Annotated in this window: 20 protein-coding genes; 9 read left to right on the forward strand and 11 right to left on the reverse strand. The window is 72.9% G+C overall.

What is annotated here, in order from left to right; genetic code table 11:
• Nucleotides 1-4: 4 nt before the first annotated feature.
• From AQJ30_RS33455 to AQJ30_RS33465, 3 genes are read right to left on the reverse strand one after another with little or no spacing between them, the layout of a single operon-like run.
• On the reverse strand, nucleotides 5-2,071 hold the full coding sequence (locus AQJ30_RS33455) for an iron ABC transporter permease (RefSeq protein ID WP_067241392.1): 2,067 nt from the start codon (nucleotides 2,069-2,071) through the stop codon (nucleotides 5-7).
• Between the two features lie 4 nt (nucleotides 2,072-2,075).
• A complete protein-coding gene (locus tag AQJ30_RS33460; RefSeq protein ID WP_067241394.1) occupies nucleotides 2,076-3,047 on the reverse strand; it encodes an ABC transporter substrate-binding protein in 972 nt (323 codons plus the stop codon).
• Nucleotides 3,044-3,913 carry an ABC transporter ATP-binding protein gene (locus AQJ30_RS33465; protein WP_067241396.1) on the reverse strand — a complete coding sequence of 290 codons (870 nt, stop codon included), beginning with the start codon at nucleotides 3,911-3,913 and terminating at the stop codon, nucleotides 3,044-3,046. The genes AQJ30_RS33460 and AQJ30_RS33465 overlap by 4 nt, the downstream gene beginning before the upstream one ends.
• Before the next feature lie 68 nt (nucleotides 3,914-3,981).
• Between AQJ30_RS33465 and AQJ30_RS33470 the strand changes: the two genes are divergently transcribed.
• The gene (locus AQJ30_RS33470) at nucleotides 3,982-4,800 is read left to right on the forward strand and encodes a siderophore-interacting protein (protein WP_067241398.1); all 819 of its coding nucleotides are present in this window, start codon (nucleotides 3,982-3,984) and stop codon (nucleotides 4,798-4,800) included.
• 349 nt (nucleotides 4,801-5,149) lie between these two features.
• Here AQJ30_RS33470 and AQJ30_RS33475 read toward each other — a convergent pair whose 3' ends face one another.
• Nucleotides 5,150-5,470 carry a hypothetical protein gene (locus tag AQJ30_RS33475; RefSeq protein WP_067241400.1) on the reverse strand — a complete coding sequence of 107 codons (321 nt, stop codon included), beginning with the start codon at nucleotides 5,468-5,470 and terminating at the stop codon, nucleotides 5,150-5,152.
• Nucleotides 5,471-5,699: 229 nt separating this feature from the next.
• On the opposite strand from AQJ30_RS33475, the gene AQJ30_RS33480 reads away from it, so the two are divergent.
• The 4 genes from AQJ30_RS33480 (at nucleotide 5,700) to AQJ30_RS39670 (ending at nucleotide 8,956) form a co-directional block, all read left to right on the forward strand.
• Complete coding sequence (locus tag AQJ30_RS33480; protein WP_067241526.1) at nucleotides 5,700-6,104, forward strand: DUF6153 family protein; 405 nt, start codon at nucleotides 5,700-5,702, stop codon at nucleotides 6,102-6,104.
• Nucleotides 6,105-6,218: 114 nt separating this feature from the next.
• Nucleotides 6,219-6,857, forward strand: a complete 639-nt coding sequence (locus tag AQJ30_RS33485; protein WP_067241401.1) for a DUF305 domain-containing protein — start codon at nucleotides 6,219-6,221, stop codon at nucleotides 6,855-6,857.
• Between the two features lie 149 nt (nucleotides 6,858-7,006).
• Nucleotides 7,007-8,749, forward strand: a complete 1,743-nt coding sequence (locus tag AQJ30_RS33490; protein WP_067241527.1) for an endo-1,4-beta-xylanase — start codon at nucleotides 7,007-7,009, stop codon at nucleotides 8,747-8,749.
• Between the two features lie 24 nt (nucleotides 8,750-8,773).
• Nucleotides 8,774-8,956: a DUF5707 domain-containing protein gene (locus AQJ30_RS39670; protein WP_342671645.1), complete on the forward strand. Its 183-nt coding sequence runs from the start codon at nucleotides 8,774-8,776 to the stop codon at nucleotides 8,954-8,956.
• Here AQJ30_RS39670 and AQJ30_RS33495 read toward each other — a convergent pair.
• Genes AQJ30_RS33495 through AQJ30_RS39890 form a run of 5 tightly spaced genes read right to left on the reverse strand, consistent with a single transcriptional unit; the run spans nucleotide 8,919 to nucleotide 13,654 of the window.
• The gene (locus AQJ30_RS33495; RefSeq protein WP_067241402.1) at nucleotides 8,919-9,587 is read right to left on the reverse strand and encodes a potassium-transporting ATPase subunit C; all 669 of its coding nucleotides are present in this window, start codon (nucleotides 9,585-9,587) and stop codon (nucleotides 8,919-8,921) included. The genes AQJ30_RS39670 and AQJ30_RS33495 overlap by 38 nt on opposite strands.
• Before the next feature lie 5 nt (nucleotides 9,588-9,592).
• A complete protein-coding gene (kdpB, locus tag AQJ30_RS33500) occupies nucleotides 9,593-11,698 on the reverse strand; it encodes a potassium-transporting ATPase subunit KdpB (protein WP_067241404.1) in 2,106 nt (701 codons plus the stop codon).
• Between the two features lie 32 nt (nucleotides 11,699-11,730).
• On the reverse strand, nucleotides 11,731-13,428 hold the full coding sequence (kdpA, locus tag AQJ30_RS33505; RefSeq protein ID WP_067241406.1) for a potassium-transporting ATPase subunit KdpA: 1,698 nt from the start codon (nucleotides 13,426-13,428) through the stop codon (nucleotides 11,731-11,733).
• 8 nt (nucleotides 13,429-13,436) lie between these two features.
• A complete protein-coding gene (gene kdpF, locus AQJ30_RS33510) occupies nucleotides 13,437-13,526 on the reverse strand; it encodes a K(+)-transporting ATPase subunit F (protein ID WP_067241407.1) in 90 nt (29 codons plus the stop codon).
• Nucleotides 13,523-13,654, reverse strand: a complete 132-nt coding sequence (locus AQJ30_RS39890; RefSeq protein WP_281200982.1) for a hypothetical protein — start codon at nucleotides 13,652-13,654, stop codon at nucleotides 13,523-13,525. Before AQJ30_RS39890 ends, kdpF begins: the two co-directional genes overlap by 4 nt.
• Before the next feature lie 205 nt (nucleotides 13,655-13,859).
• Between AQJ30_RS39890 and AQJ30_RS33520 the strand changes: the two genes are divergently transcribed.
• Nucleotides 13,860-14,579, forward strand: a complete 720-nt coding sequence (locus tag AQJ30_RS33520) for a VOC family protein (protein ID WP_067241408.1) — start codon at nucleotides 13,860-13,862, stop codon at nucleotides 14,577-14,579.
• A gap of 125 nt (nucleotides 14,580-14,704) precedes the next feature.
• On the opposite strand, the gene AQJ30_RS33525 is transcribed toward AQJ30_RS33520, so the two are convergent.
• Entirely contained in the window at nucleotides 14,705-15,877 is a 1,173-nt protein-coding gene (locus AQJ30_RS33525; protein WP_425424177.1) for an ABC transporter permease, read from the reverse strand.
• A 272-nt stretch (nucleotides 15,878-16,149) separates the two neighbouring features.
• Here AQJ30_RS33525 and AQJ30_RS33530 point away from each other — a divergent pair, with 272 nt between their 5' ends.
• Together AQJ30_RS33530 and AQJ30_RS33535 are read left to right on the forward strand one after the other, a co-directional pair.
• Nucleotides 16,150-17,793 carry an alkaline phosphatase D family protein gene (locus tag AQJ30_RS33530; protein WP_067241410.1) on the forward strand — a complete coding sequence of 548 codons (1,644 nt, stop codon included), beginning with the start codon at nucleotides 16,150-16,152 and terminating at the stop codon, nucleotides 17,791-17,793.
• Between the two features lie 195 nt (nucleotides 17,794-17,988).
• Nucleotides 17,989-18,723, forward strand: a complete 735-nt coding sequence (locus AQJ30_RS33535) for a D-Ala-D-Ala carboxypeptidase family metallohydrolase (protein WP_067241411.1) — start codon at nucleotides 17,989-17,991, stop codon at nucleotides 18,721-18,723.
• Between the two features lie 84 nt (nucleotides 18,724-18,807).
• On the opposite strand, the gene AQJ30_RS33540 is transcribed toward AQJ30_RS33535, so the two are convergent.
• Nucleotides 18,808-19,071 (reverse strand): amphi-Trp domain-containing protein, encoded by a 264-nt coding sequence (locus tag AQJ30_RS33540; RefSeq protein WP_067241412.1) that lies wholly within the window; start codon nucleotides 19,069-19,071, stop codon nucleotides 18,808-18,810.
• A gap of 472 nt (nucleotides 19,072-19,543) precedes the next feature.
• On the opposite strand from AQJ30_RS33540, the gene AQJ30_RS33545 reads away from it, so the two are divergent.
• A complete protein-coding gene (locus AQJ30_RS33545) occupies nucleotides 19,544-20,926 on the forward strand; it encodes a DUF2252 domain-containing protein (RefSeq protein WP_342671646.1) in 1,383 nt (460 codons plus the stop codon).
• Nucleotides 20,927-21,003: the final 77 nt, after the last annotated feature.

The raw sequence follows: 21,003 nt of genomic DNA on the forward strand, positions 1-21,003 counted from the left end.
GCACTCAGCGGCGGGCCCTCATCAGCAAGTAGAGGAAGTACGGCGTGCCGATCACCGCCGTCATCAGTCCCGCTCCCAGCTGGGCAGGGGCGATCACCGTGCGGCCGAGGATGTCGGCGGTGCCGACCAGGGCCGCGCCCAGCAACAAGGTCACCGGGACCACCCGTACGTGGCGGCGGCCCACCAGGGCGCGCGCCGCGTGCGGGGCGACCAGGCCGACGAAGCCGATGGTGCCCGCCGCGGCGACCGCGGTGGCGCTCAGCAGGACGGCGGCGACCAGGAAGCCCAGGCGGGCCGGCGCCAGACGGAGGCCGAGCAGCGCGGGGGTGTCGTCGTCGAGGGAGACCAGGTCCAGTTCGGTGCGCCGTACCAGTGCGAGCACGATGCCCAGGACGAGGGCGGCCGCGACCGGGACGGTGTCCGGCAGGGTGCGGCCGTAGGTCGAACCGGAGAGCCAGGTGAGGGCCTTCGTCGCGTTGAAGGGGTCGGTCAGCACGATGAAGAGGCCGATGAAGGCGCTCGTCGCGGCGGACACGCCGACGCCCACCAGGACGAGCCGGTTCTGCCCGAAGCCGCCGCGTGCGGCGAGGCCGAACACGACCAGCGCGGTGAGCGCAGCACCCGCGAAGGCGGCACCGGCCACGCCCCAGGAACCGGCGGACGGGACCGTCGTGACGAGCAGGACCGCGCCCAGGGCCCCTCCGCCGGACACGCCGAGGACGCCCGGTTCGGCGAGGGGGTTGCGGGTGACGGCCTGGACCAGGGTGCCGGACAGGGCGAGCGCGGCTCCCGCGAGGAGTGCCGCGAGGACCCGGGGGACGCGGGTGTCGAGGACGTAGGAGACGGGTTGCACGGCGGTGCCGCGCGCCCAGTTCACGACGTCGCCCAGCAGCAGTTTCGTGTCGCCGAGGAGGACTCCGGCGAGGAGCACCGCGATCAGGACGCCGATGAGCACGGCGACCGTCGCGAGGTACACCGTCCGGGTCGGGATGCGCAGGCGTTCCGGGGCGCTCGCCGCCGCCGAGTCGTGGACCCGCAGGGCCATCGCCACGAGGAAGACCGCGCCGACGATGCCGGTCACGACACCGGTGGGCACGGCGACGGCCGACTCGGGCGGGACGGTCGCCCGCAGCAGGACGTCCGCGCCGAGCACCAGCCCGGCGCCGGCCAGCGCGGTCACGAGCAGGCTCGCCCTCATCCGCACCAGGGGCCGGACGCGGCGGGCGAGCAGACGGACCAGCGCCGGGGCGCACAGCCCGACGAAGCCGAGGGGGCCGGCGAGGGTGACCGCCGTGGCGGCGAGCAGGGAGGCCAGCACGACGACCGTGACGCGGGTGGTACGGACCGGGACGCCGAGTCCGCGCGCGGCGTCGTCCCCGAGGGCGAGGGCGTCCACGCGCCGGGCCACCAGGAGCAGTCCTACGACGGCGACGGCGGCGACGGGCGCCATCTGGACGTCGCCGTCGAAGCCGTTCTGGCTGATGCTGCCCTGGCTCCACTGGTAGAGCCCGTTCGTCCGCTCGGGGTGCAGCAGGAGCAGCCCCTGGGTGAGGGAGGTCAGTCCGAGCGTGAGGGCGCTGCCCGCGAGGACGAGACGGACGGTGCCGGTGCCCAGGCCGGACAGGGACAGCACGACCGCCGCGGCAGTGAGCGCGCCGACGAAGGCGACGCCGGAGGAGGCGAGCAGTGGCAGGGAGGCGCCCGTGACACCGAGCACGGCCAGCGCCAGGTAGGAACCGGCGTTCACGGCGAGGGTGTCGGGGGCGGCGAGCGGGTTGCGGGTGACGGCCTGCAGGGCCGCGCCGGCCGCGCCGAGCGCGGCGCCGACCAGCAGGCCGGCCGTCATGCGGGGCAGGCGGGAGGCGATCACGATCGACGCGTCGCCGGGTGCGGCACGGCCGGTGAGGGCGTGCCAGACGTCGGTGGCGCCGACGGCCGCGGTGCCCTGGGTGATGTCGACGACCGCGAGGACGGCGACCAGGAGCACGAGCAGGGCCGTCACCGCCGCCGCGCCCGTCCTGGTGGTGACGGCCGGCGAGTGGGTGGCGGGAGCGGGTGCGGTGACGGCCATGACGCTACTTCGTGAGGGCGTCGACGACGGCGTCGATGTACGCCTCCATCGACCGGTGGCCGCCGAACATCCAGATGCCGTCGGGCAGTCGGTGGACGTTGCCCTTCTCGACGAACGGCAGGCCCTTCCAGACGGCGTTCTTCGCGAGGTCCTCGGCGAAGGGGTCGGACTGGCTGTTGTTGTCGATGTAGGCGAACTGCACGTCGCCGAGGGTGGACAGGCCCTCGACGTCGGTGGTGGCGAGGCCGTAGCTCGCGTCGCCCTCGACCGTCCAGGCGTTCTCCAGTCCGATCGCCTCGTTGACGGCACCGACGAGCGAGCCGCTGGTGTAGGGGCGGACGGTGACCTGGTGGGAGGCGACGTAGCCGTCGGCGAAGGCGAGCTTCCGGCCGTCGAGCCCGGCGTCGGCGAGCGCCTTCCTGCCCTCGGCGACCTTGGCGTCGAAGGCCTTCTCGGCCTTCTGCGCCTCGGCCGTGGTGCCGGTGGCCCGGGCGATGAGGTCGAGGTTCTCGCGCATCTGCCCGATCTGGTCGGAGGCGTCGGCGGAGCGGACCTGGAGGACGGGGGCGATGCTCCGCAGCTGCTTGACGGCGGCGGCCGGCAGGTCGGTGGTGGCGACGACGAGGTCCGGGGCGAGCGAGGCGACGGTGTCCGTGCTGGGTTCGCCGCGGGTGCCGATGTCCTGGGGCGAGCCGGTCAGCGGGGCGGCGGTGTCCCAGGTCCGGTAGCCCTTGACGTCGGCCACGCCGACCGGTTCGACGCCGAGGGTCAGGAGGCTCCCCACCACGTTCCATTCGGTGCCGACCACCTTCTCGGCGGGCCCGTCGAGCGTGACCTTAGCGCCGCTCGCGTCGGTGAGGGTGATGCGCTGCGCGCTCGGCGTGGTGTTGTCGGCGGCGGGCTGGGTCGTACCGCAGCCGGCCAGGGCGAGGGCGGCCGACACGGTCGCGGTCAGGGCGATCAGGGAACGTCTCATGAGGTGGTGCTGAGCCTTTCGGTCCGTGCGTGGTGGCGGCCGATCGCGCGGGTGCGCAGCCGGCCGGTGAGGGGGTCGGTGTCGACGTCGATGCGGATGCCATAGGTGGCGGTGAGGCGTTCGGCGGTCAGTACGTCCCCGGGGGGTCCGTCGGCGACGACGCGGCCCGCGTGCAGCAGGGCGATCCGGTCGGCGACGGCGGCCGCCTGGTCGAGGTCGTGCAGGACGACGCCGACGGCGATGCCGTGGTCGTCCGCCAAGTCCCTGATCAGGTCGAGCAGTTCGACCTGGTAGCGGAGGTCGAGGTAGGTGGTGGGTTCGTCGAGGAGGAGCACTCCGGTGTCCTGGGCGAGGCAGCCGGCGAGCCACACGCGCTGGAGCTGGCCGCCCGAGAGGTGGTCCGCCCCGCGGTCGGCGAGGGCCTCGAGGTCGGTGAGGGCCAGGGCCCGCCGTACGGCCGCCGCGGCGTCGGGGTCGGTGCGGCCCCAGCGCCCCCGGTGGGGGAAGCGGCCGAACTCGACGACGTCCCGTACGGTCAGACCGCTCGGAGTGGGGCGCCCCTGCGTCAGCAGCGCCACCCGGCGCGAGAACGCCCGGGCCGTCAGGGCGAGTCCGTCGGTGTCGGCCGTCCCGTCGCCGAGGGTGAGGGTGGCGGTGCGGGCGCGCTGCAACCGGGCCAGGGTGCGCAGCAGCGAGGACTTGCCGCTGCCGTTGGGCCCGACGAGTGCGGTCACCTGGCCGGGCCGTAGGGCGAGGGCCGCGTCGTGCACGACGTCGGTCCCGTCGTAGGACACGGTCACGTTCCGGGCGGTCAGCGCGTGACCACGGGAACGGCAGGGCTCGGTCGTCTCTTCACCAGGACTCACGAGCTTAGGTTAGCCTAACCTTGCTAACTCGGTTTCCCGGGGTCGAATCACTGAGGGGAAGTGCCTGCATGGCGAGGGTCCATCGGCTGATGCCGCAGAATCCGCGGATGTTCCGCGCGGAGGTCGTCCGCACCGAGCGGGTCTCCCCCTCCCTCCACCGCGTCACCGTCACGGGCGACGACCTGGGCGGGTTCCCGTGGATGCGCTACGACCACTGGTTCCGGCTCTTCCTCCGACTGCCGCACCAGCAGGCCCTGCGGCTCCCCGAGGTCACCGGGACGAGGTGGTGGCAGCCCTACCTCGCCATCCCCGAGCGGGAGCGCCCGCACTGCGCGAACTACACGGTGGCCGACTTCCGTCCCGAAGCGGCCGAGATGGACATCGACTTCGTCGTGCACCGTGGCCCCTCGGGCCGGTTGGAGGGGCGGGCCGCCATCTGGGCCTGCGCCGCCCGGCCCGGCGACGCGCTCGCCCTGCTGGACCAGGGCGTCCTGTTCGACTGCCCGGCGGACGCCGCCGAGGTGCTCGTCGTCGCGGACGAGACCGGGCTGCCCGCCAGCACCAACATCTTGCGCTCGCTGCCGCGCACCACCGTCGGCCGCCTCATCCAGGAGGTGCCCACGGCCGGCGACCGGCGCGCGCTGGACGCCCCGCCCGGGATGTCCGTCACCTGGGTCGTCCGCGAGGGCAGCACCGCCGTGCCCGGCACCGGCGCGCTCGGGGAACTGCTGCGCCACACCGCCGTGGACGAGACCGGCTACGCCTTCGTCGTCGGGGAGTCGACGCTGGCCACGGGGGGCCGCCGGCACCTGCGCCGGCTGGGCCTCCCGAAGGAGCGCATCTTCTTTTCGGGCTTCTGGCGGCACGAGGCGGCTGCGGCGGCCTGACCGGGCCGGCGCCGGTCCCGGACGTCTAGGCGGCTCACGCCGCTTGGACAAATGGGGCCGGGCTCCGGGGCGGGAGCCCGGCCCCCCTGCGTGGGTCCGTCGGGACAGAGACGGCCGCACGCGGGCGGGCTCCCGCCCCGGCTCGGGGGGTCTCGGAGCGGAAGCCCTACCTCACCCTTCCCCCGCACCTGGGCGAGCGGATGCAGCGAGGGCCGGGAGGCTTCGGCGACTCGACCAGCTCCGCCTGGAGGCCCACGTCACGGCTGCGGAGGTCGTCGGGTTCGGTGCCCCGCCGCCACACTTAGCCTGCTTGCGCTAGCTGTTGAGCAAGGTCCTGCGCCGGGCCCGGTCACAGACCGGCGATGTCCCCGGCCTTCTTGAACACGGAGTCGAACGCGTCCGCCACGGCGTTGCGTTGCCGCGCGCGCGCCGCCCGGTCCGCCGGCACCAGCCGCTCGGCGGTGCGTACGGCGTGGGCGTCCGGGTCGCCGAAGGCGCTCCGCGGGTGCTCCCCCGTCTCCGCGCAGTGGACCGTGACGTCCTTGACCGCCTGGAGCACCACTGCCCGGTCCACGCCCGGCTGCATGGCCAGCCGCACCTGGAAACGCGCCATCCACTTCTCGCGGTCCTTCTCGCTCGCCGCGTCCGTCCTCTGGTCCTTCTGCGTCACGCGCTCTCCCGGGTTGTCGGCAGCCGTCGTCGTGGAGTGGGACGCCGATGCGTCGACACGGGTTGCGGCAGCGAGGATCTGATGGGTGAACGTCACAGCCCTCTTCTCGACGACTACGGCGACCCGACCCCGCAGTGATGCCCCGGTCGATGCTCGGCGGGGGTGAACGGGCGCGGCAAACGGACCGGTGGGCCACGCCCCGCGCGGGCTGCCCCGTACGATGCGTTCCGTGACCACGCGCACCCGCAGCAACAGCCGCCCCGTCGGGCGGCTGTTCGTGCTGCTGGTGCTCGCGGTGCTGGCCGGGGTGCTGGGCATGCACGGCCTGGCGCCGGGCGGTGCCGTGGCGGCGCACGCGGGCGCCGGCCATGCGATGGTCATGCCCGACGCCGACGGCGTACCGCACGCGGACGGGGGATGCTGGCACACGGACGGCGGATCCGGGCACCTCGATCACGCCGACGCCACGTGCGCGGCGGGCGGTATCGGTTCGCCGTACACACCGCCGGCGCCGGCCGCCGGTCCGGTGCTGCACGCACCTGCCGCCACTGCCTCCGCCACGTTCCTCCCCGGCTCGCCGCACGACGGACGCGCCCCGCCCGACCTGTCCGAGCTGCAGCTCCTGCGGATCTAGAGCGGCCCGCCCGGTACCCCTTCGCGCTTCGTGGCGCGGGTGCCGTGCTCCCGTACGCCCCGCATCCGATCCACCGCGCGCCGTCGGCGGCGCGCACCAAGGAGCTGCACCACCATGATCCGCACGCGTTCCCCGTTCCGCCGTACCGCCGTCCTCGCCGCCGCAGGTGCGGCAGCGCTCGTCCTGGCCGCCTGCGGCGGCAACGGCGACGACCCGGCCCGGCACGGCGGCCACCACGGCGACACCGCTTCCCCCGCTGCCTCTGCGGCGGCGTCCCCGGGACAGCACAACGCAGCCGACGTCGCCTTCGCCCAGGGCATGATCCCCCACCACCGCCAGGCGGTGGAGATGGCCGGACTCGCCCCCGGGCGCGCCCGGTCCGCCGAGGTGAAGGCGCTCGCCGCCGCCATCAAGAAGGCCCAGGACCCCGAGATCAAGACGCTGTCGGGCTGGCTGACCTCCTGGGGCGAGGACGTGCCCGCGACGGGAGCCATGGACCACTCCCTCCACGGCGGTGCGTCCGGCGGCATGATGCCCATGCAGGAGATGGACCAGCTGGAGAAGGCCTCCGGCACGGCGTTCGACACCGCCTTCATGGAGATGATGATCGAGCATCACGCCGGTGCGGTGGCGATGGCCAGGACGGAGAAGGCCGAGGGCGCCTCCCCCGACGCCAGGGCCCTGGCCGACGCCGTCATCACCACGCAGTCCGCCGAGATCACGCGGATGAACAAGCTGCTCGGCACGAGCTGACCCCACCCGTCCGGGGGCGGGTGCCCGCAAGCGCCCGCCCCCGCCCCCTCCGGGCCCACGGCGACAAGGCCGCCGTACCGCATGTGTGATGAACTGTGGCCCGGTTTCGAGACGTTGACCTCGTCTCGAACGAGGGAGTGGGAGAGACCGTGGACCTCGGTGGGGGGACGTGGCAGCGACTGACCGCCGTGGCGCTCGTCATGGCGGTGGCGGCCGGCTGTACGGGGCAGGGCGACGGCGCGGGCGGCGGGAACGACGAGGACCTGCTGCGGAACCAGGACTGGACGCAGATGCCGGGCACCACCGCGCGGAACGACGTCCTGCGGGTCAGCGCCCTGGACCGGCGCATCGTGGAGCAGGACGCCTCCGGCGGTCGGCCCAACCCCCCGCTGAACCTGGCCGGTCCGCATCTCGCATCCGATGGCGACTTCACCGTCACCGCGCGCATGTCCGGTGTGGGGGACGACGGCGGCGACTCATGGCTGCGGCTGTACGGACGGGTACCGGTCATCTACGACGAGTGGCGGCAGGAGCGGCCCTCGCTCCGCGTCGGCGTGACCGCTGACGGACACGCGACGGTACAGGTGTGGGACGGCGAGGGCGACGAGCCCGCCACGTCCAAGGAGTTCGACTGCGACTGCTCCGGGACGGTGACGCTCGCCGTGTCGAGCATCGGTGACACCTTCCGCGTGGAAGCCGACGGACGGCGGCTGGGAACCGTGCGGGACCCGGGGGTGTTCGCCGAGGGCACGGTCTGGTTCGGTCTGGAGGCGGACCCGGGCGAGGAGGAGCGCCGCGAGGGATGGCGCCTGACGCAGCTGACCGCGCGGGCGGAGAGCGGTGACTCGCTCCGCGTGATCAAGGCGCCGCGACTGCGCCAGGAGCAGTCCGACGACTCGCTGCGCACGCGGGCCGCGGACGTGGGGCGGCCGTTCGACATCGGCACCGCCCTGGCCGAGAACCCGCTGCTCACCGACTCGCGCTACCGGGCGCTCGCGGGGAGCCAGTTCTCCATGCTCACTCCGGAGAACGCCTTCAAGCCACAGTTCCTCCACCCACGCCGCGACGTCTACGACTTCCGCGACGCTGACCTGCTCGTACGCTTCGCCCGCGCGAACGGCATGAAGGTGCACGCGCACACCCTCGTCTGGCACGAGGCCCTGCCGCACTGGATGCGGGAGGACGACGACCCCGAGGAGGTGCGGCGGACCATGCTCCGGCACGTCGCCACGGTCGCCGGGCACTTCAAGGGACAGGTCGCGGAGTGGGACGTGGTCAACGAGCCCATGTCCGACGACGAGGAGAGCTACAACAACGGCGACCTCAGTCTGCGCTCCGAGCAGAGCCCGTGGTTCGAGGCCATGGGCGAGGAGTACATCGACGAGGCGTTCAGGGCCGCCCACCGGGCCGATCCGAAGGCACGGCTGTTCCTCAACGAGTACGGGGTCGAGGAGGACGGCGAGCGGTGGGACGCCCTCTACGCCTTGGTCGAGCGGCTCAAGGAACGCGGCGTACCGATCGACGGCGTGGGTTTCCAGACCCATGAGTACGCACCGGGCGACCGCATCGACCCGGAGACCTTCCGCAGCCATGTGCGGGACCTGGCGGAGCTCGGCGTTCAAGCGCGGGTGTCGGAGATGGACGTCCCCGTGGGTGAGGACGAGGAGAACGGGCGGCAGACCCAGGCCGAGGAGATGGCGGGCAAGCTGCGGGTCTGCCTGGAGGAGCCGAACTGCACGTCGTTCTCCACCTGGGGATTCACCGACCGGTACGGCTCCACCGCCGACACCGAGGTCTATCCACCACGCACGGCCGATTCCCTGCCGTGGGACGCGGCCCTGCGGCCGAAGCCGGCGTACGAGCGGTTGCTAGCGGCCTTCGACGAGGCGTGAGCGATCAAGGTCCGTTACTCACGCATGAGTTGGGTGCTGGCCTGGCCGGCCGCCTCGTCGCTGACGAAGGAGGAACCCACCGCCGAGGACATGGCCCAGGTCGAGTCGGCCCGCTGCCCGCCCGCGGGCGGGCACACCGCGCGCTGCACCTATCGTGTCACGTCCGTCGTCAGTGTTGGTCCACCAGCGCCTTCAAGGCGATGTTGAGCTCCAGCACATTCACCCGCGGCTCGCCCATGAAGCCGAGGGTGCGGCCCTCGGTGTGGTCCGCGACCAGCTTCGCCACCCGGGTGACCGGCAGGCCGTTCTCGGCGGCGACCCGGTGGACCTGGATCCTCGCGTACTGCGGGGAGATGTCCGGGTCCAGGCCGGAGCCGGAGGAGGTGACGGCGTCGGCCGGGACCTCGGACGCCCGGACCCGGTAGCCGGGCACCGAGTTGTCCTTGATGACGGCCGCCTTGGCGTCCTCCACCTGCCGCACGAGGACCGTGTTGTCGGCGGCGAGGTTGGTCGCGCCGGACAGCAGCAGCGTGTACCGGGTGTTGATGCTGTTGACGCCGAGTCCGTTGGCCGGGCGGCCCTGGAACCACTTCGGGTCAGGGCGGGGGCCCTGCTGTCCCTTCTCCGGCGGCAGGTCGTACCGCTGGCCGATCAGCGAGGAGCCGACGACCCTGCCGTCCGCCCTGATCTCGGAGCCGTTGGCCCGGCCGGGGAAGAGCGCCTGGGCGACGCCGGTGACGGCGAGCGGGTAGAGGACGCCGGTCACCAGGGTCAGCACGAGCAGGGCGCGCAGGCCCGCTCCGAGCAGCCGGGCGGTGTGGGTCATGGAGTTGTTCATGGCGTTCAGCCGATCCCGGGGACGAGGGAGAGGAGCAGGTCGATGATCTTGATGCCGATGAAGGGGGCGATCAGCCCGCCGAGGCCGTAGACGGTGAGGTTGCGCCGCAGCAGCCGGTCGGCGCTCAGGGGCTTGTAGCGCACGCCCCTGAGGGAGAGCGGGACCAGCGCGACGATGACCAGCGCGTTGAAGACCACCGCGGAGAGGATCGCGGAGTCCGGTGAGGACAGGCCCATGATGTTGAGCTTGTCCAGGCCCGGGTGGACGGCCGCGAACAGCGCCGGAATGATCGCGAAGTATTTGGCGACGTCGTTGGCGATGGAGAACGTCGTCAACGCACCGCGCGTGATGAGCAGTTGCTTGCCTATCTCGACGATCTCGATCAGCTTGGTGGGGTCGGAGTCGAGGTCGACCATGTTGCCGGCCTCCTTGGCGGCCGACGTCCCGGTGTTCATGGCCACGCCGACGTCCGCCTGGGCGAGGGCCGGGGCGTCGTTGGTGCCGTCGCCGGTCATCGCGACCAGCTTGCCGCCCGCCTGCTCCCGCTTGATCAGCGCCATCTTGTCCTCGGGGGTGGCCTCGGCGAGGAAGTCGTCGACGCCGGCCTCCTCGGCGATCGCCTTGGCCGTCAGCGGGTTGTCGCCCGTGATCATGACGGTCCTGATGCCCATGCGGCGCAGCTCCGCGAACCGCTCCCGTATGCCCTCCTTGACGATGTCCTTGAGGTGGATGACCCCGAGCACGCGGGCGCCCCGGTCGTCCTTGACGGCGATCAGCAGCGGGGTGCCGCCCGCCTGCGCGATGGCGTCGGAGAGCGTGTGCGCCTCGTCCGTGACGGTGCCGCCCTCCTGCTCGACCCAGGCGACGACCGCGCCGGTCGCGCCCTTGCGAATGCTGCGCCCGTCGACGTCCACGCCCGACATGCGGCTCTGCGCGGTGAAGGGGACCCACTCGGCGTGCGCCAACTCGCCCGGGTGGCGCTCCCGCAGTCCGTGGCGCTGCGTGGCGAGGACGACCACGGAGCGGCCCTCGGGCGTCTCGTCGGCCAGCGACGACAGGTGCGCGGCGTCGGCCACCTCGGCCTCGGAAGTGCCCTGGACCGGCAGGAACGCGGCCGCCTGGCGGTTGCCCAGGGTGATGGTCCCGGTCTTGTCGAGCAGCAGGGTGGAGACGTCTCCGGCGGCTTCGACGGCACGGCCGGACATCGCGAGGACGTTGCGCTGGACCAGCCGGTCCATGCCCGCGATGCCGATCGCGGAGAGCAGCGCGCCGATCGTCGTCGGGATGAGGCACACCAGCAGGGCCACCAGCACGACCATCGTCAGGTGGGTGCCCGCGTAGTCCGCGAGCGGCGGGAGCGTGGCGCACGCCAGGAGGAAGACGATCGTCAGCGAGGCCAGCAGGATGTTGAGCGCGATCTCGTTGGGTGTCTTCTGCCGGGCCGCGCCCTCGACCAGGCTGATCATCCGGTCGATGAAGGTCTCGCCCGGCTTGGTGGTGATCCTGACGACGATCCGGTCGGACAGCACCTTGGTGCCGCCCGTGACGGCGCTGCGGTCGCCCCCGGACTCGCGGATGACGGGGGCGGACTCGCCGGTGATGGCCGACTCGTCGACGGAGGCGACCCCCTCGACGACGTCGCCGTCACCGGGGATGACGTCGCCGGCCTCGCAGACGACCAGGTCACCGATCGTCAGCTCGGTGCCGGGCACGTGTTCCTCGCGGGTGCCGTCCGCGCGCAGCCGGCGTGCCACGGTGTCGGTCTTGGCGCGGCGCAGGGTGTCCGCCTGGGCCTTGCCGCGGCCCTCGGCGACGGCTTCCGCCAGGTTGGCGAAGAGGACGGTCAGCCACAGCCAGGCGCTGATCGCCCAGCCGAACCAGTCCCCCGGGTCCGTGACGGCGAAGACGGTGGTCAGGACGGAGCCGATCCACACCACGAACATCACGGGCGAGGTGACCATCACCCGCGGGTCGAGCTTGCGGCAGGCCTCCGGCAGCGACCGCACCAGTTGCCGGGGGTCGAACAGGCCCGCGCCGACGCGTCGTTCGGCGGGCTCGGCCGGGGCGGCCACGTCGCTGCGGGGCGCCCGGGTCGGAGTGGCTGTGGACATGGAGTCCTCTGGCTTCTGTGTGCGGGTGGTCATCACGCCAGCCCTTCGGCCAGCGGGCCCAGCGCGAGGGCCGGGAAGTACGTCAGACCGGTGATGATCAGGACGGCGCCCACCAGCAGACCGGTGAACAGCGGCTTCTCGGTGCGCAGGGTGCCCGCGGACACCGGGACCGGCCGCTGCACGGCGAGCGAGCCGGCCAGGGCCAGCACGAACACCATCGGCAGGAAGCGGCCGAGCAGCATGGCGAGCCCGGTCGTGGTGTTGTACCAGTCGGTGTTCGCGTTCAGGCCGGCGAAGGCGGAGCCGTTGTTGTTGGACGCCGAGGTGAAGGCGTACAGCACCTCGGAGAACCCGTGCGCGCCGGGGTTGAGCACCGAGTGCCCGGGGGTGGGCAGCGCCATCGAGGCCGCGGTGAACACCAGGACCAGCGCCGGGGTGACCAGGAGGTAGGCGGCGGCCAGCTTCATCTCCCGGGCGCCGATCTTCTTGCCCAGGTACTCGGGCGTCCGGCCGACCATGAGGCCGGCGATGAACACGGCGATGACGGCCATCACGAGCATGCCGTACAGGCCGGAGCCGACGCCGCCGGGCGCGATCTCGCCCAGCATCATGCCGAGCAGGGTGATGCCCCCGCCCAGGCCGGTGAAGGAGGAGTGGAAGGAGTCCACCGCGCCGGTCGACGTCAGGGTGGTGCTGACCGCGAAGATCGAGGAGCCCCCGACGCCGAAGCGGACCTCCTTGCCCTCCATCGCGGCGCCGGCCGCCTGGAGCGCGGGGCCGTGGTGGGCGAACTCGGTCCACATCATCAGGGCGACGAAGCCGAGCCAGATGGTGGCCATGGTGGCGAGGACGGTGTAGCCCTGCCGGACCGAGCCGACCATGACGCCGAAGGTGCGGGTCAGGGAGAACGGGATGACGAGGATCAGGAAGATCTCGAGGAGGTTGGTGAACGGGGTGGGGTTCTCGAAGGGGTGGGCGGAGTTGGCGTTGAAGTAGCCGCCGCCGTTCGTGCCCAGTTCCTTGATGGCCTCCTGCGAGGCGACCGCGCCGCCGTTGAACTGCTGGGAGCCGCCCGTGAACTGGCCGACCCCGTGGATGCCGGAGAAGTTCTGCAGGGCGCCGCGGGCGACCAGGACGACCGCCGCGACGGCCGCGAGGGGCAGCAGGATCCGCACGGTGCCGCGCACCAGGTCGGACCAGAAGTTGCCGAGCTCACCGGTGCGCACGGCGGTGCCACCGCGCGAACCGAACCGGGCGGGGGAGAAGGCGAATCCCCGTACCAGGGCGATCGCGACGGCCATGCCGACCGCCGCGGAGACGAAGTTCTGCACGGCGAGCCCGGCTGTCTGCACGACGTGGCCCATGGTCTGTTCGCCGTAGTACGACTGCCAGTTGGTGTTGGTCACGAAGGAGACGGCCGTGTTGAACGACTGCGCCGGGCCGACGGAGGCGAAGTGCAGCGAGCCGGGCAGGACGCCCTGCAGGCGCTGGAGCAAGTAGAGGAAGAGGACGCCCGCGGCGGAGAAGGCGAGGACCCCACGCAGGTAGGCGGTCCAGGTCATCTCGGTGTCGGGGTCGACTCCTGTGCCCCGGTAGATCCACTTCTCGACGCGCAGGTGCCGCTTCGAGGAGTAGACCCGGGCCATGCAGGAGCCGAGGGGGATGTGGACGAGCGCCAGCGCGCCCACGAGGGCGAGCAGTTGGAGCACGCCGGCCGTGACGGGACCCATGGCTGTTCTCAGAACCTCTCCGGGAAGAACAGGGCGAGGACGAGGTAACCCAGCAGGGCGACGGCCACGACCAGGCCGACAAGGTTCTCGGCGGTCACAGCTTCGTCACCCCCCGGGCGACGAGGGCCACCAGCGCGAACGCCGCGAGCACGGTGACGACGAAGGCCAGATCGGCCATCGCTAACTCCTGGAATCGGTTGCGGTGAAGCTCGGACGAGGGAAGCAAACCTCGTCCCGCAGCCGGTCCGGCCGTCCGTTGACGGCTCCCTTACGGCGACGACCTCGGCTTTGACGGGTTCCTTACGGCGCTCGATATTGGGCTGCGACCACGGCCGGCCCGCCCCTAGGGTCTGTCTGACACTTCCCGTGCGCGGCGCCGGCCCGGCGCCCGGCCGACCGCGGGCACCCGACGGACCAGGATGCGAGACGCCATGAGCAGCCGACTCTTCGCCATCTCCTTCGACGCGCGGGAGCCCGAGCGCCTGGCGCGGTTCTGGGCGGGCCTGCTGGACCTGGAGGGAGCCGACGAGCCGTACGACGGCGTCCTCCTGCGGTCCGGGAACGACGCCGGCTACCGCCTGGGCTTCCGTTCCTCCCCGGCGCGGAAGACGGACCAGAACCGGCTGCACTTCGACCTCACCAGTTCCTCCGCGGACGACCAGCGGGAGACGGTGGCCAGGGCGCTCGGCCTCGGCGCGCGGCACTGCGACGTCGGTCAGGGGCCGGACGCGTCCCACGTGGTGCTCGCCGACCCCGAGGGCAACGAGTTCTGCGTCATCGAGCCGGGCAACGGGTTCCTCGCGGGCTGCGGCCGCCTCGGGGCGCTCGCCTGCGACGGTTCGCAGGCCGTGGGGTACTTCTGGAGCGAGGCGCTGGGCTGGCCGCTGGTCTGGGACCAGGACGAGGAGACCGCCGTCCAGTCACCGGACGGCGGCACGAAGATCACCTGGGGTGGTCCGCCGCTCATGCCGGACCCGGGCCGGGACCTGCACCTCGACCTCGCGCCGGACGGCGGGCAGGAGGCGGAGGTGGAGCGCCTGCTCACCCTCGGGGCGAAGCGCCTGGACGCCGCCCACGGCCGGGACGGCGCGGTACTGCTGGCCGACCCCGACGGCAACGCGTTCCGGGTGCTCGCGGGACGGCGCGACTGACGCGGTGACATTGGCGGCGTGTCCGGGCCGGCCGGGCACACCCTCGCTCCGGCTCTCCCCGCCACCGCTCCGGCTCTCCCCGCCACCGCTCCGACTGCGGCCGCCGCTCCGGCTTCCGCCGCGCTTCAGGCTTCCGCCGTCGTGCCGGTGTCCGGCGCGTCCTGAGGGGATTCCTCCTTGTCCCGCCCTCCCGGGTGGCGGTGGCGCCAGGTCCAGAACACCGCGCACGAGACCAGCGCCCAGCCGGCCAGTACGAGGAAGGGGAAGGCGTGCTGGTGCCCGGCGAAGTACACCGCGGTGTGCTGGGCGTTGACGGAGGCGCCGGGCGGGAGCCAGCGTCCGATGATCCCGAGCGCGGACGGCAGCAGGGGCCACGAGACGGCGCCGCCGGAGGAGGGGTTGCCCAGCAGGACCATCACCCCCCAGGTCGGGAGCATGGCCCACCGCCCGACCAGGGTGTTGAACATGGTGAAGGTCATGCCGCTGGCGAACATGGTGAGCGCCAGGATGGCCCAGGACTCCGCGAAGGGCAGGTCGAGCGCGCCCAGCAGCCAGTCCACGGTCGCGGCGATGGCGAAGCCGCCGAGCACGGCGTACGCGAGGGTGAAGGCGATCCTCTCCAGGGGCGTGAGGGACCGCGCGTGGACGCTGAGCTGGATGGCGCCGACGAAGCCGATGATGACCGCGGCGAGCGAGATGTAGAAGATGGCCAGGCCGCGGGGGTCGCCGGTCTGCAGCGGGTTGACGTCGCGGACCGTCACCCGCACGCCGACCTGGGCGCCCACCTGCGGTGCCGCCTGCTCCAGCAGCTCGGCCACGGACGCGCCGGAGGCGGAGGACACGTCCAGGACCACGTTCCGGCCCGCGTCGCGCAGTTCGAAGACGGCGAAGACGGTCTGGTTCTCGACCGCGTCCAGGGCGGCGGCGCGGGAGGGGTAGGTGCGCGCCCGTACCGAGGAGCCGAGGCTCCTGCCGAGCTCGTCGAGGAACGCCCTGCCGCGGGCCTGGTCGTACCCCCCGACCACGGCCGTCGGGAGGTTGCGCGGCGTCGGGTTGGCCATGGCGTACGTGTAGGAGCCGGCGAACAGTCCGGCCGCCGCGGCCAGGATCAGCACCAGGACGCACGCGGGCCAGAAGGGTGAGTTCCGGAACCGCTCCCAGGCACCGTCGTCGCGTTGCTGCGGGCCCGGCGGGGTGCCGCCGCTGCCGGGTGGTGCCGCCGGGTCGGTGCTCACGTCTGGGCTCCTTCGGACCTGGCCGGCACGGGACGCGACCTGCCGCTCCCCTTCCTCGGACATTCGAGCAGTGACCCCGGGGGTCCGCAAACGGTGGCGGCCCACGGCGGAGGGACGCGGCGGAGGGACCGCGGGCCCGGTCCGGCGGGCATCGGCGGAGGCACCCGCGCCTCCGCCTCCGCCTCCGCGTCCGCGTCCGCGTCCGGGCGGCCCGTTCCCCGACGGAGGACATCATTCCGCCACGGGAAAGTCATGGCCCTGCCAAGTTCAGGCCCCTCCGCGGTAGCCGCGGCCCGGTCAACTGCCCCTGCGTCCACCACGACAGGGGAGACCGGATGACACCCGCAGCACGCCCGTCCCAGCAAGCTCCCGAACTGCGCGCCGCCGCCCGGCACTTCGGCCGCCGCCGCTTCCTCACGGTCACCGGCGCCGCCGCCGCGCTCGCGTTCGCCGTCGACCTGCCCGCCGCCGGCACGGCCGCCGCCGCCGAGTACGACGCCCGGAAGATCTCCGACGACCCCTTCACGCTGGGCGTGGCCTCCGGCGACCCGCTGCCCGACTCGGTCCTGCTGTGGACGCGGCTGGCCCCCGAGCCGTACCAGCCCGACGGCGGCCTGCCCGCACAGCGCGTCACCGTGCACTGGGAGCTGGCCCACGACGCGGCCTTCCGCCGGATCGTCAGGCGCGGCACCGCCCCCGCCCACCCCGAGTTCAGCCACACCGTCCACGTCGAGGTGTCCCACCTGCCGGCGGACCGGGTCTACTTCTACCGCTTCCGGGCCGGTGCCTGGCTGAGCCCCACCGGCCGCACCCGCACCGCCCCGCAGCCCGGCGCCCGCCCCGCCTCCCTCACCCTGGGCGCCGTCTCCTGCCAGGCCTACACCGACGGCTACTACACGGCCTACCGCCACCTCGCCGAGGAGGACGTGGACGTCGTCTTCCACCTGGGCGACTACCTGTACGAGTACGCGGTCGACGCCACCGGCAACCACCGCCGGTACACCGACCGCACGCTCCCGGCGCACTTCGCCCGCGAGACGGTGACGCTGGAGGACTACCGGCTGCGCTACGCCCTGTTCAAGTCCGACCCGGACCTGATGGCCGCCCACGCCGCGCACCCCTTCGTGGTCACCTGGGACAACCACGAGACGGAGAACAACTACGCCGACGACGTCCCCGAGGACAACGGCTCCTCCGAGGAGTTCCTGCTGCGCCGCGCCTCGGCCTACCGCGCCTACTGGGAGAACCAGCCGCTGCGCCGGCCCCAGCTGCCCACCGGCTCCGACATGCGGCTCTACCGCCGCCTGCACTGGGGCCGGCTCGCCCAGTTCGACATCCTGGACACCCGTCAGTACCGCTCGGACCAGGCCTACGGCGACGGCTGGCAGTACCCCGGCCCCGAGTCCGAGGACCCCGCACGCACCCTCACCGGCGCCGCGCAGGAGCGGTGGCTCATCGACGGCTGGCGCCGTTCGCGGGCACTGTGGAACGTCGTACCGCAGCAGGTCACCTTCTCCCGGCGGTACAACACCACCGCGACGCCGTCCAAGGTCTCCATGGACTCCTGGGACGGCTACCCGGCCTCCCGCGAACGGATCCTGGCGGGGGCCGAGGCGGCCGGCGTGGAGAACCTCATGGTGCTCACGGGCGACGTGCACGTGCACTACGCGTTCGACATCAAGCGCGACTTCGCCGACCCCGGTTCCCGGACCGTGGGCACGGAGATCGTCACCACGTCGGTCACGAGCGGACGCGACGGCGCGGAGCGGCCCGCCAACTGGGCCACCTACCGCGCCGCCAACCCGCACCTGAAGTTCTACGACGGCCGGCGCGGCTACGTGAACGTCACGCTGGGGCAGCACGAGGCCCGCGCCGACTTCCGGACCGTCCCGTACGTCACCCGGCCGGGGGCCCCCGTGACGACCGCGGCGTCCTTCGTCACGCGGGCCGGGTCCCCGGGGCTGGAGCCCGTGGGCTGACGCCTGCCCCGGGCGGCTCCTGCACGCGCCCGCCCCGGCGCCGTCGACGCTACGGTGGCGCCGGGCGCCGGGGGGAGGCGGCGGTCGTTCACCGCCCCGCCACGGCCGCGCCGTTGACGCGCGTAGCGCTGGGCCCCAAGCTGGGGCCGATCGCCGCCGTGGGAGCGGGATCACACCGACGGACCGGAGGTCTGGATGTTCAGACGGATCGCACGCCTCCTCGCCACATTTGTCATGATCGCGTCAGGCGTGGTGGTCGGCGTGGGCGCCACGGCGGGCGCCGCACACGCCGACGAGTGCTACACCTGGAGCCGCACCCTGTCCCAGGGCGCCTCCGGCAACGACGTCACCCAGTTGCAGATCCGCGTCGCGGGCTGGGTCACGTCCGGCGAGCGCCTCTCCTACGACGGCCAGTACGGCGCCCGTACGACCGCCGCCGTGCGCAAGTTCCAGTCGGCGTACGGGCTCACCGCAGACGGCATCGCGGGCCCGGCGACCTTCAGCAAGCTCTACGCCCTCCAGGACGCGGACTGCACGCCCGTCCACTTCTCCTACGCCGAGCTCAACCGCTGCAACTCCGACTGGTCGGGCGGCGCCGTATCGGCGGCCACCGCCAAGGCGAACGCGCTGAAGACCATGTGGAAGCTGGAGGCGATGCGGCACGCGCTCGGCGACGTCCCGCTCACCATCTCCAGCGGCTTCCGCTCCTACGCCTGCAACAGCGCCGTGGGCGGTGCGTCCGGTAGCCGTCACCTGTACGGCGACGCGGCCGACCTGACCGGCTCACCGTCCCTCTGCCGCCTCGCCCAGCAGGCCCGCACGCACGGCTTCTCGGAGATCCTCGGCCCGGGCTACCCCGACCACAACGACCACACCCACGTCGCCCTCGACCCCTCTCCGTACTGGTCCGCCCCCAACTGCGGCATCTGACGGCGCGGTCGGGTCGGCGGACGGCGTGCGCGGCCGGCCGGGACCTCCCGGCACGACCGCGCACCTCCGTCGGCCCGACCGCCGTCAGTCGTCGCCCTCTTCCTCCTCCTGCGCCTGCGCCTGGGGCGTCCGCCAGGACAATTCGACCTCCAGGTCGATCTTGCCGTCCTCCAGCTCGACCTCGATCTCGGTGTGCAGCTCGTCCGGGATGCGCACGGTCAGCCGGCCGGGGCCGAGTTCCAGTTCGGCCTGGCCGCCTCGCCTGACCGCGGCTGCCAGCGCCTCGAGTTGGTCAGCCGCTTCGGCGCGGGACAGGGTCCGCTTCTGTTCGAATTCGAGATCGCTCACGGCAGCCTCCCGGGACCGTCGGTCGGGAACAGCGGGCGTGTCCCATTGTGACCCCGCTTCCTAGGGGGTGTCTTGCCGATCAGGCCGGGCTCGCGGCGCCTGGCACCGCACCTCGCCGCGTTGTCGTCACTCTCCCCCGCTCTCGGCTCCGCTCGAGCGGGAGGGGCCCCCACCGCTCCGCATCGACTCCCTCCTCCGCCTTGCGATGCACGGCACCAGACGCCGCTCCCTGATCCGGCCTGACCGACAAGACACCCCCTAGCACCGGCCCGCCGGAGCGACCCGGCACCCGCCCCAGCCGCCCGGCGCCGTTCGGAGTGGCGGCTGTGGCGAGGCGTGGGACGCTGGAGGCGACGCCCGTGCACCGGCACGTGGTCGGCGACAGGCCCCTGGCCGCCGAGGCCCGGCACGGGGGCGAGCGCCGGCCGCGGCACCGCGCCCCGCCCGAGGCCCACCCCCACAGGAGCCACCCGTGTCCACGACCTCCGCAGCCCCCGGCGAGCCCCCCGCAGGATCCCTGGCGTCCGACGACTCCCCCGGGGCGGGACGCGCGGCCCGCGAACGCCTCCCGCCGGCCCACCACGGCGAGTGGGCCGCCTCCCCCCGACGGCGCGACCTCGTGGAGATCCTCCAGGAGGAGGCCGAGCCGCGGATCCCCGAGCTGATGCCGATCCGCTACGGCCGGATGACCGGGTCCCTGTCCGCCTTCTACCGCGGCACACCCGCCGTGATGGCCGCCGACCTGGCCGCCCTGCCGGACTCCGGTCTGACGGTCCAGCTGTCGGGGGACGCTCACCTGTCCAACTTCGGGCTGTTCGCGTCACCGGAGCGCCGCCTGGTCTTCGACCTGGACGACTTCGACGAGACCCTGCCCGGCCCCTTCGAGTGGGACGTCAAGCGGCTCGCGGCCAGCATCGCGGTGGCCGCCGACGACAACGGCGCGTCCCCGCAGGCGGCCTCGGCCGCCGCGACCGAGGCCGCGCGGGGCTACCGCACCCACATGACCGAACTGGCCTCCGCCACTGAACTCACCGTCTGGTACGAGCACATCGCGGCCGACGACCTGCTCCAGGAGGTCGGCGACTCGCTGCAGCGGGCCCGGCTCCACCGCACCCTGGACCGGGCACGGGAGACGGACAGCGGCAAGGCCATCGCCAAGCTCACCGCACCCGGGGCGGACGGCCGGCCCCGGTTCGTCCCCGACCCGCCCCTGGTGGAGCCGGCCGCGGAGGACGACCGTGCCACGGTGGAGCACGTCTTCGAGGACTACCGCGCCACCCTGGCCCCGGCGCAGGCCAGGCTGCTGGACCGGTTCCGGTTCGTGGACGCGGCGCGCAAGGTCGTCGGGATCGGCAGCGTGGGCACCCGCTGCTACCTCCTCCTGCTGGAGGGACGCGTGGCGGGTGACCTCCTGCTGCTGCAGGCCAAGGAGGCGGAGCCCTCCGTCCTCGCCCCGTACGTGCGGGTGCCCGTGTCCCACGAGGGGCGGCGCGTGGTCGAGGGCCAGCGGCTGCTCCAGGCCTTCGGCGACATCTTCCTCGGCTGGTCGACCGGGCCCACCGGACGTCAGTTCTACTGGCGTCAGCTCCTCGACATGAAGGGGTCCGCGTCCGTCCAGGACATGTCGGAGAGCCTGATGCGCCAGTACGCCGGGCTCTGCGGCCGCGCCCTGGCCCGCGGCCACGCCCGCTCGGGCCACCGCGCCGCCATCGCCGCGTACCTGGGCGACGACGACTCGTTCGACCGCGCCGTCGCCGCCTTCGCCCTCGCCTACGCCCGGCAGACTCGCGAGGACTACGCCGCCTTCACCCGGGCCCTCGCCGACGGCCGCCTGCCTTCCGGCCCGTCGGCGTAGCGCCGGGGCCGTGGTCTGAAAGATTTTGCGTCATCTTGCGCAAGGCCGGATCGTCTTTAGCCAGGGCTCGATCGCCC

The organism is Streptomyces longwoodensis (genome assembly GCF_001514125.1).
GTDB lineage: Bacteria > Actinomycetota > Actinomycetes > Streptomycetales > Streptomycetaceae > Streptomyces > Streptomyces longwoodensis.

Coding starts and splice junctions, on each gene's coding strand:
- AQJ30_RS33455 (WP_067241392.1), bottom strand. CDS start 2,071: ATGGCCGTCACCGCACCCGCTCCCGCCACCCACTCGCCGGCCGTCACC.
- AQJ30_RS33460 (WP_067241394.1), bottom strand. CDS start 3,047: ATGAGACGTTCCCTGATCGCCCTGACCGCGACCGTGTCGGCCGCCCTC.
- AQJ30_RS33470 (WP_067241398.1), top strand. CDS start 3,982: ATGGCGAGGGTCCATCGGCTGATGCCGCAGAATCCGCGGATGTTCCGC.
- AQJ30_RS33485 (WP_067241401.1), top strand. CDS start 6,219: ATGATCCGCACGCGTTCCCCGTTCCGCCGTACCGCCGTCCTCGCCGCC.
- AQJ30_RS39670 (WP_342671645.1), top strand. CDS start 8,774: ATGAGTTGGGTGCTGGCCTGGCCGGCCGCCTCGTCGCTGACGAAGGAG.
- AQJ30_RS33495 (WP_067241402.1), bottom strand. CDS start 9,587: ATGAACAACTCCATGACCCACACCGCCCGGCTGCTCGGAGCGGGCCTG.
- kdpB (WP_067241404.1), bottom strand. CDS start 11,698: ATGTCCACAGCCACTCCGACCCGGGCGCCCCGCAGCGACGTGGCCGCC.
- kdpA (WP_067241406.1), bottom strand. CDS start 13,428: ATGGGTCCCGTCACGGCCGGCGTGCTCCAACTGCTCGCCCTCGTGGGC.
- AQJ30_RS33520 (WP_067241408.1), top strand. CDS start 13,860: ATGAGCAGCCGACTCTTCGCCATCTCCTTCGACGCGCGGGAGCCCGAG.
- AQJ30_RS33525 (WP_425424177.1), bottom strand. CDS start 15,877: ATGTCCGAGGAAGGGGAGCGGCAGGTCGCGTCCCGTGCCGGCCAGGTC.
- AQJ30_RS33530 (WP_067241410.1), top strand. CDS start 16,150: ATGACACCCGCAGCACGCCCGTCCCAGCAAGCTCCCGAACTGCGCGCC.
- AQJ30_RS33535 (WP_067241411.1), top strand. CDS start 17,989: ATGTTCAGACGGATCGCACGCCTCCTCGCCACATTTGTCATGATCGCG.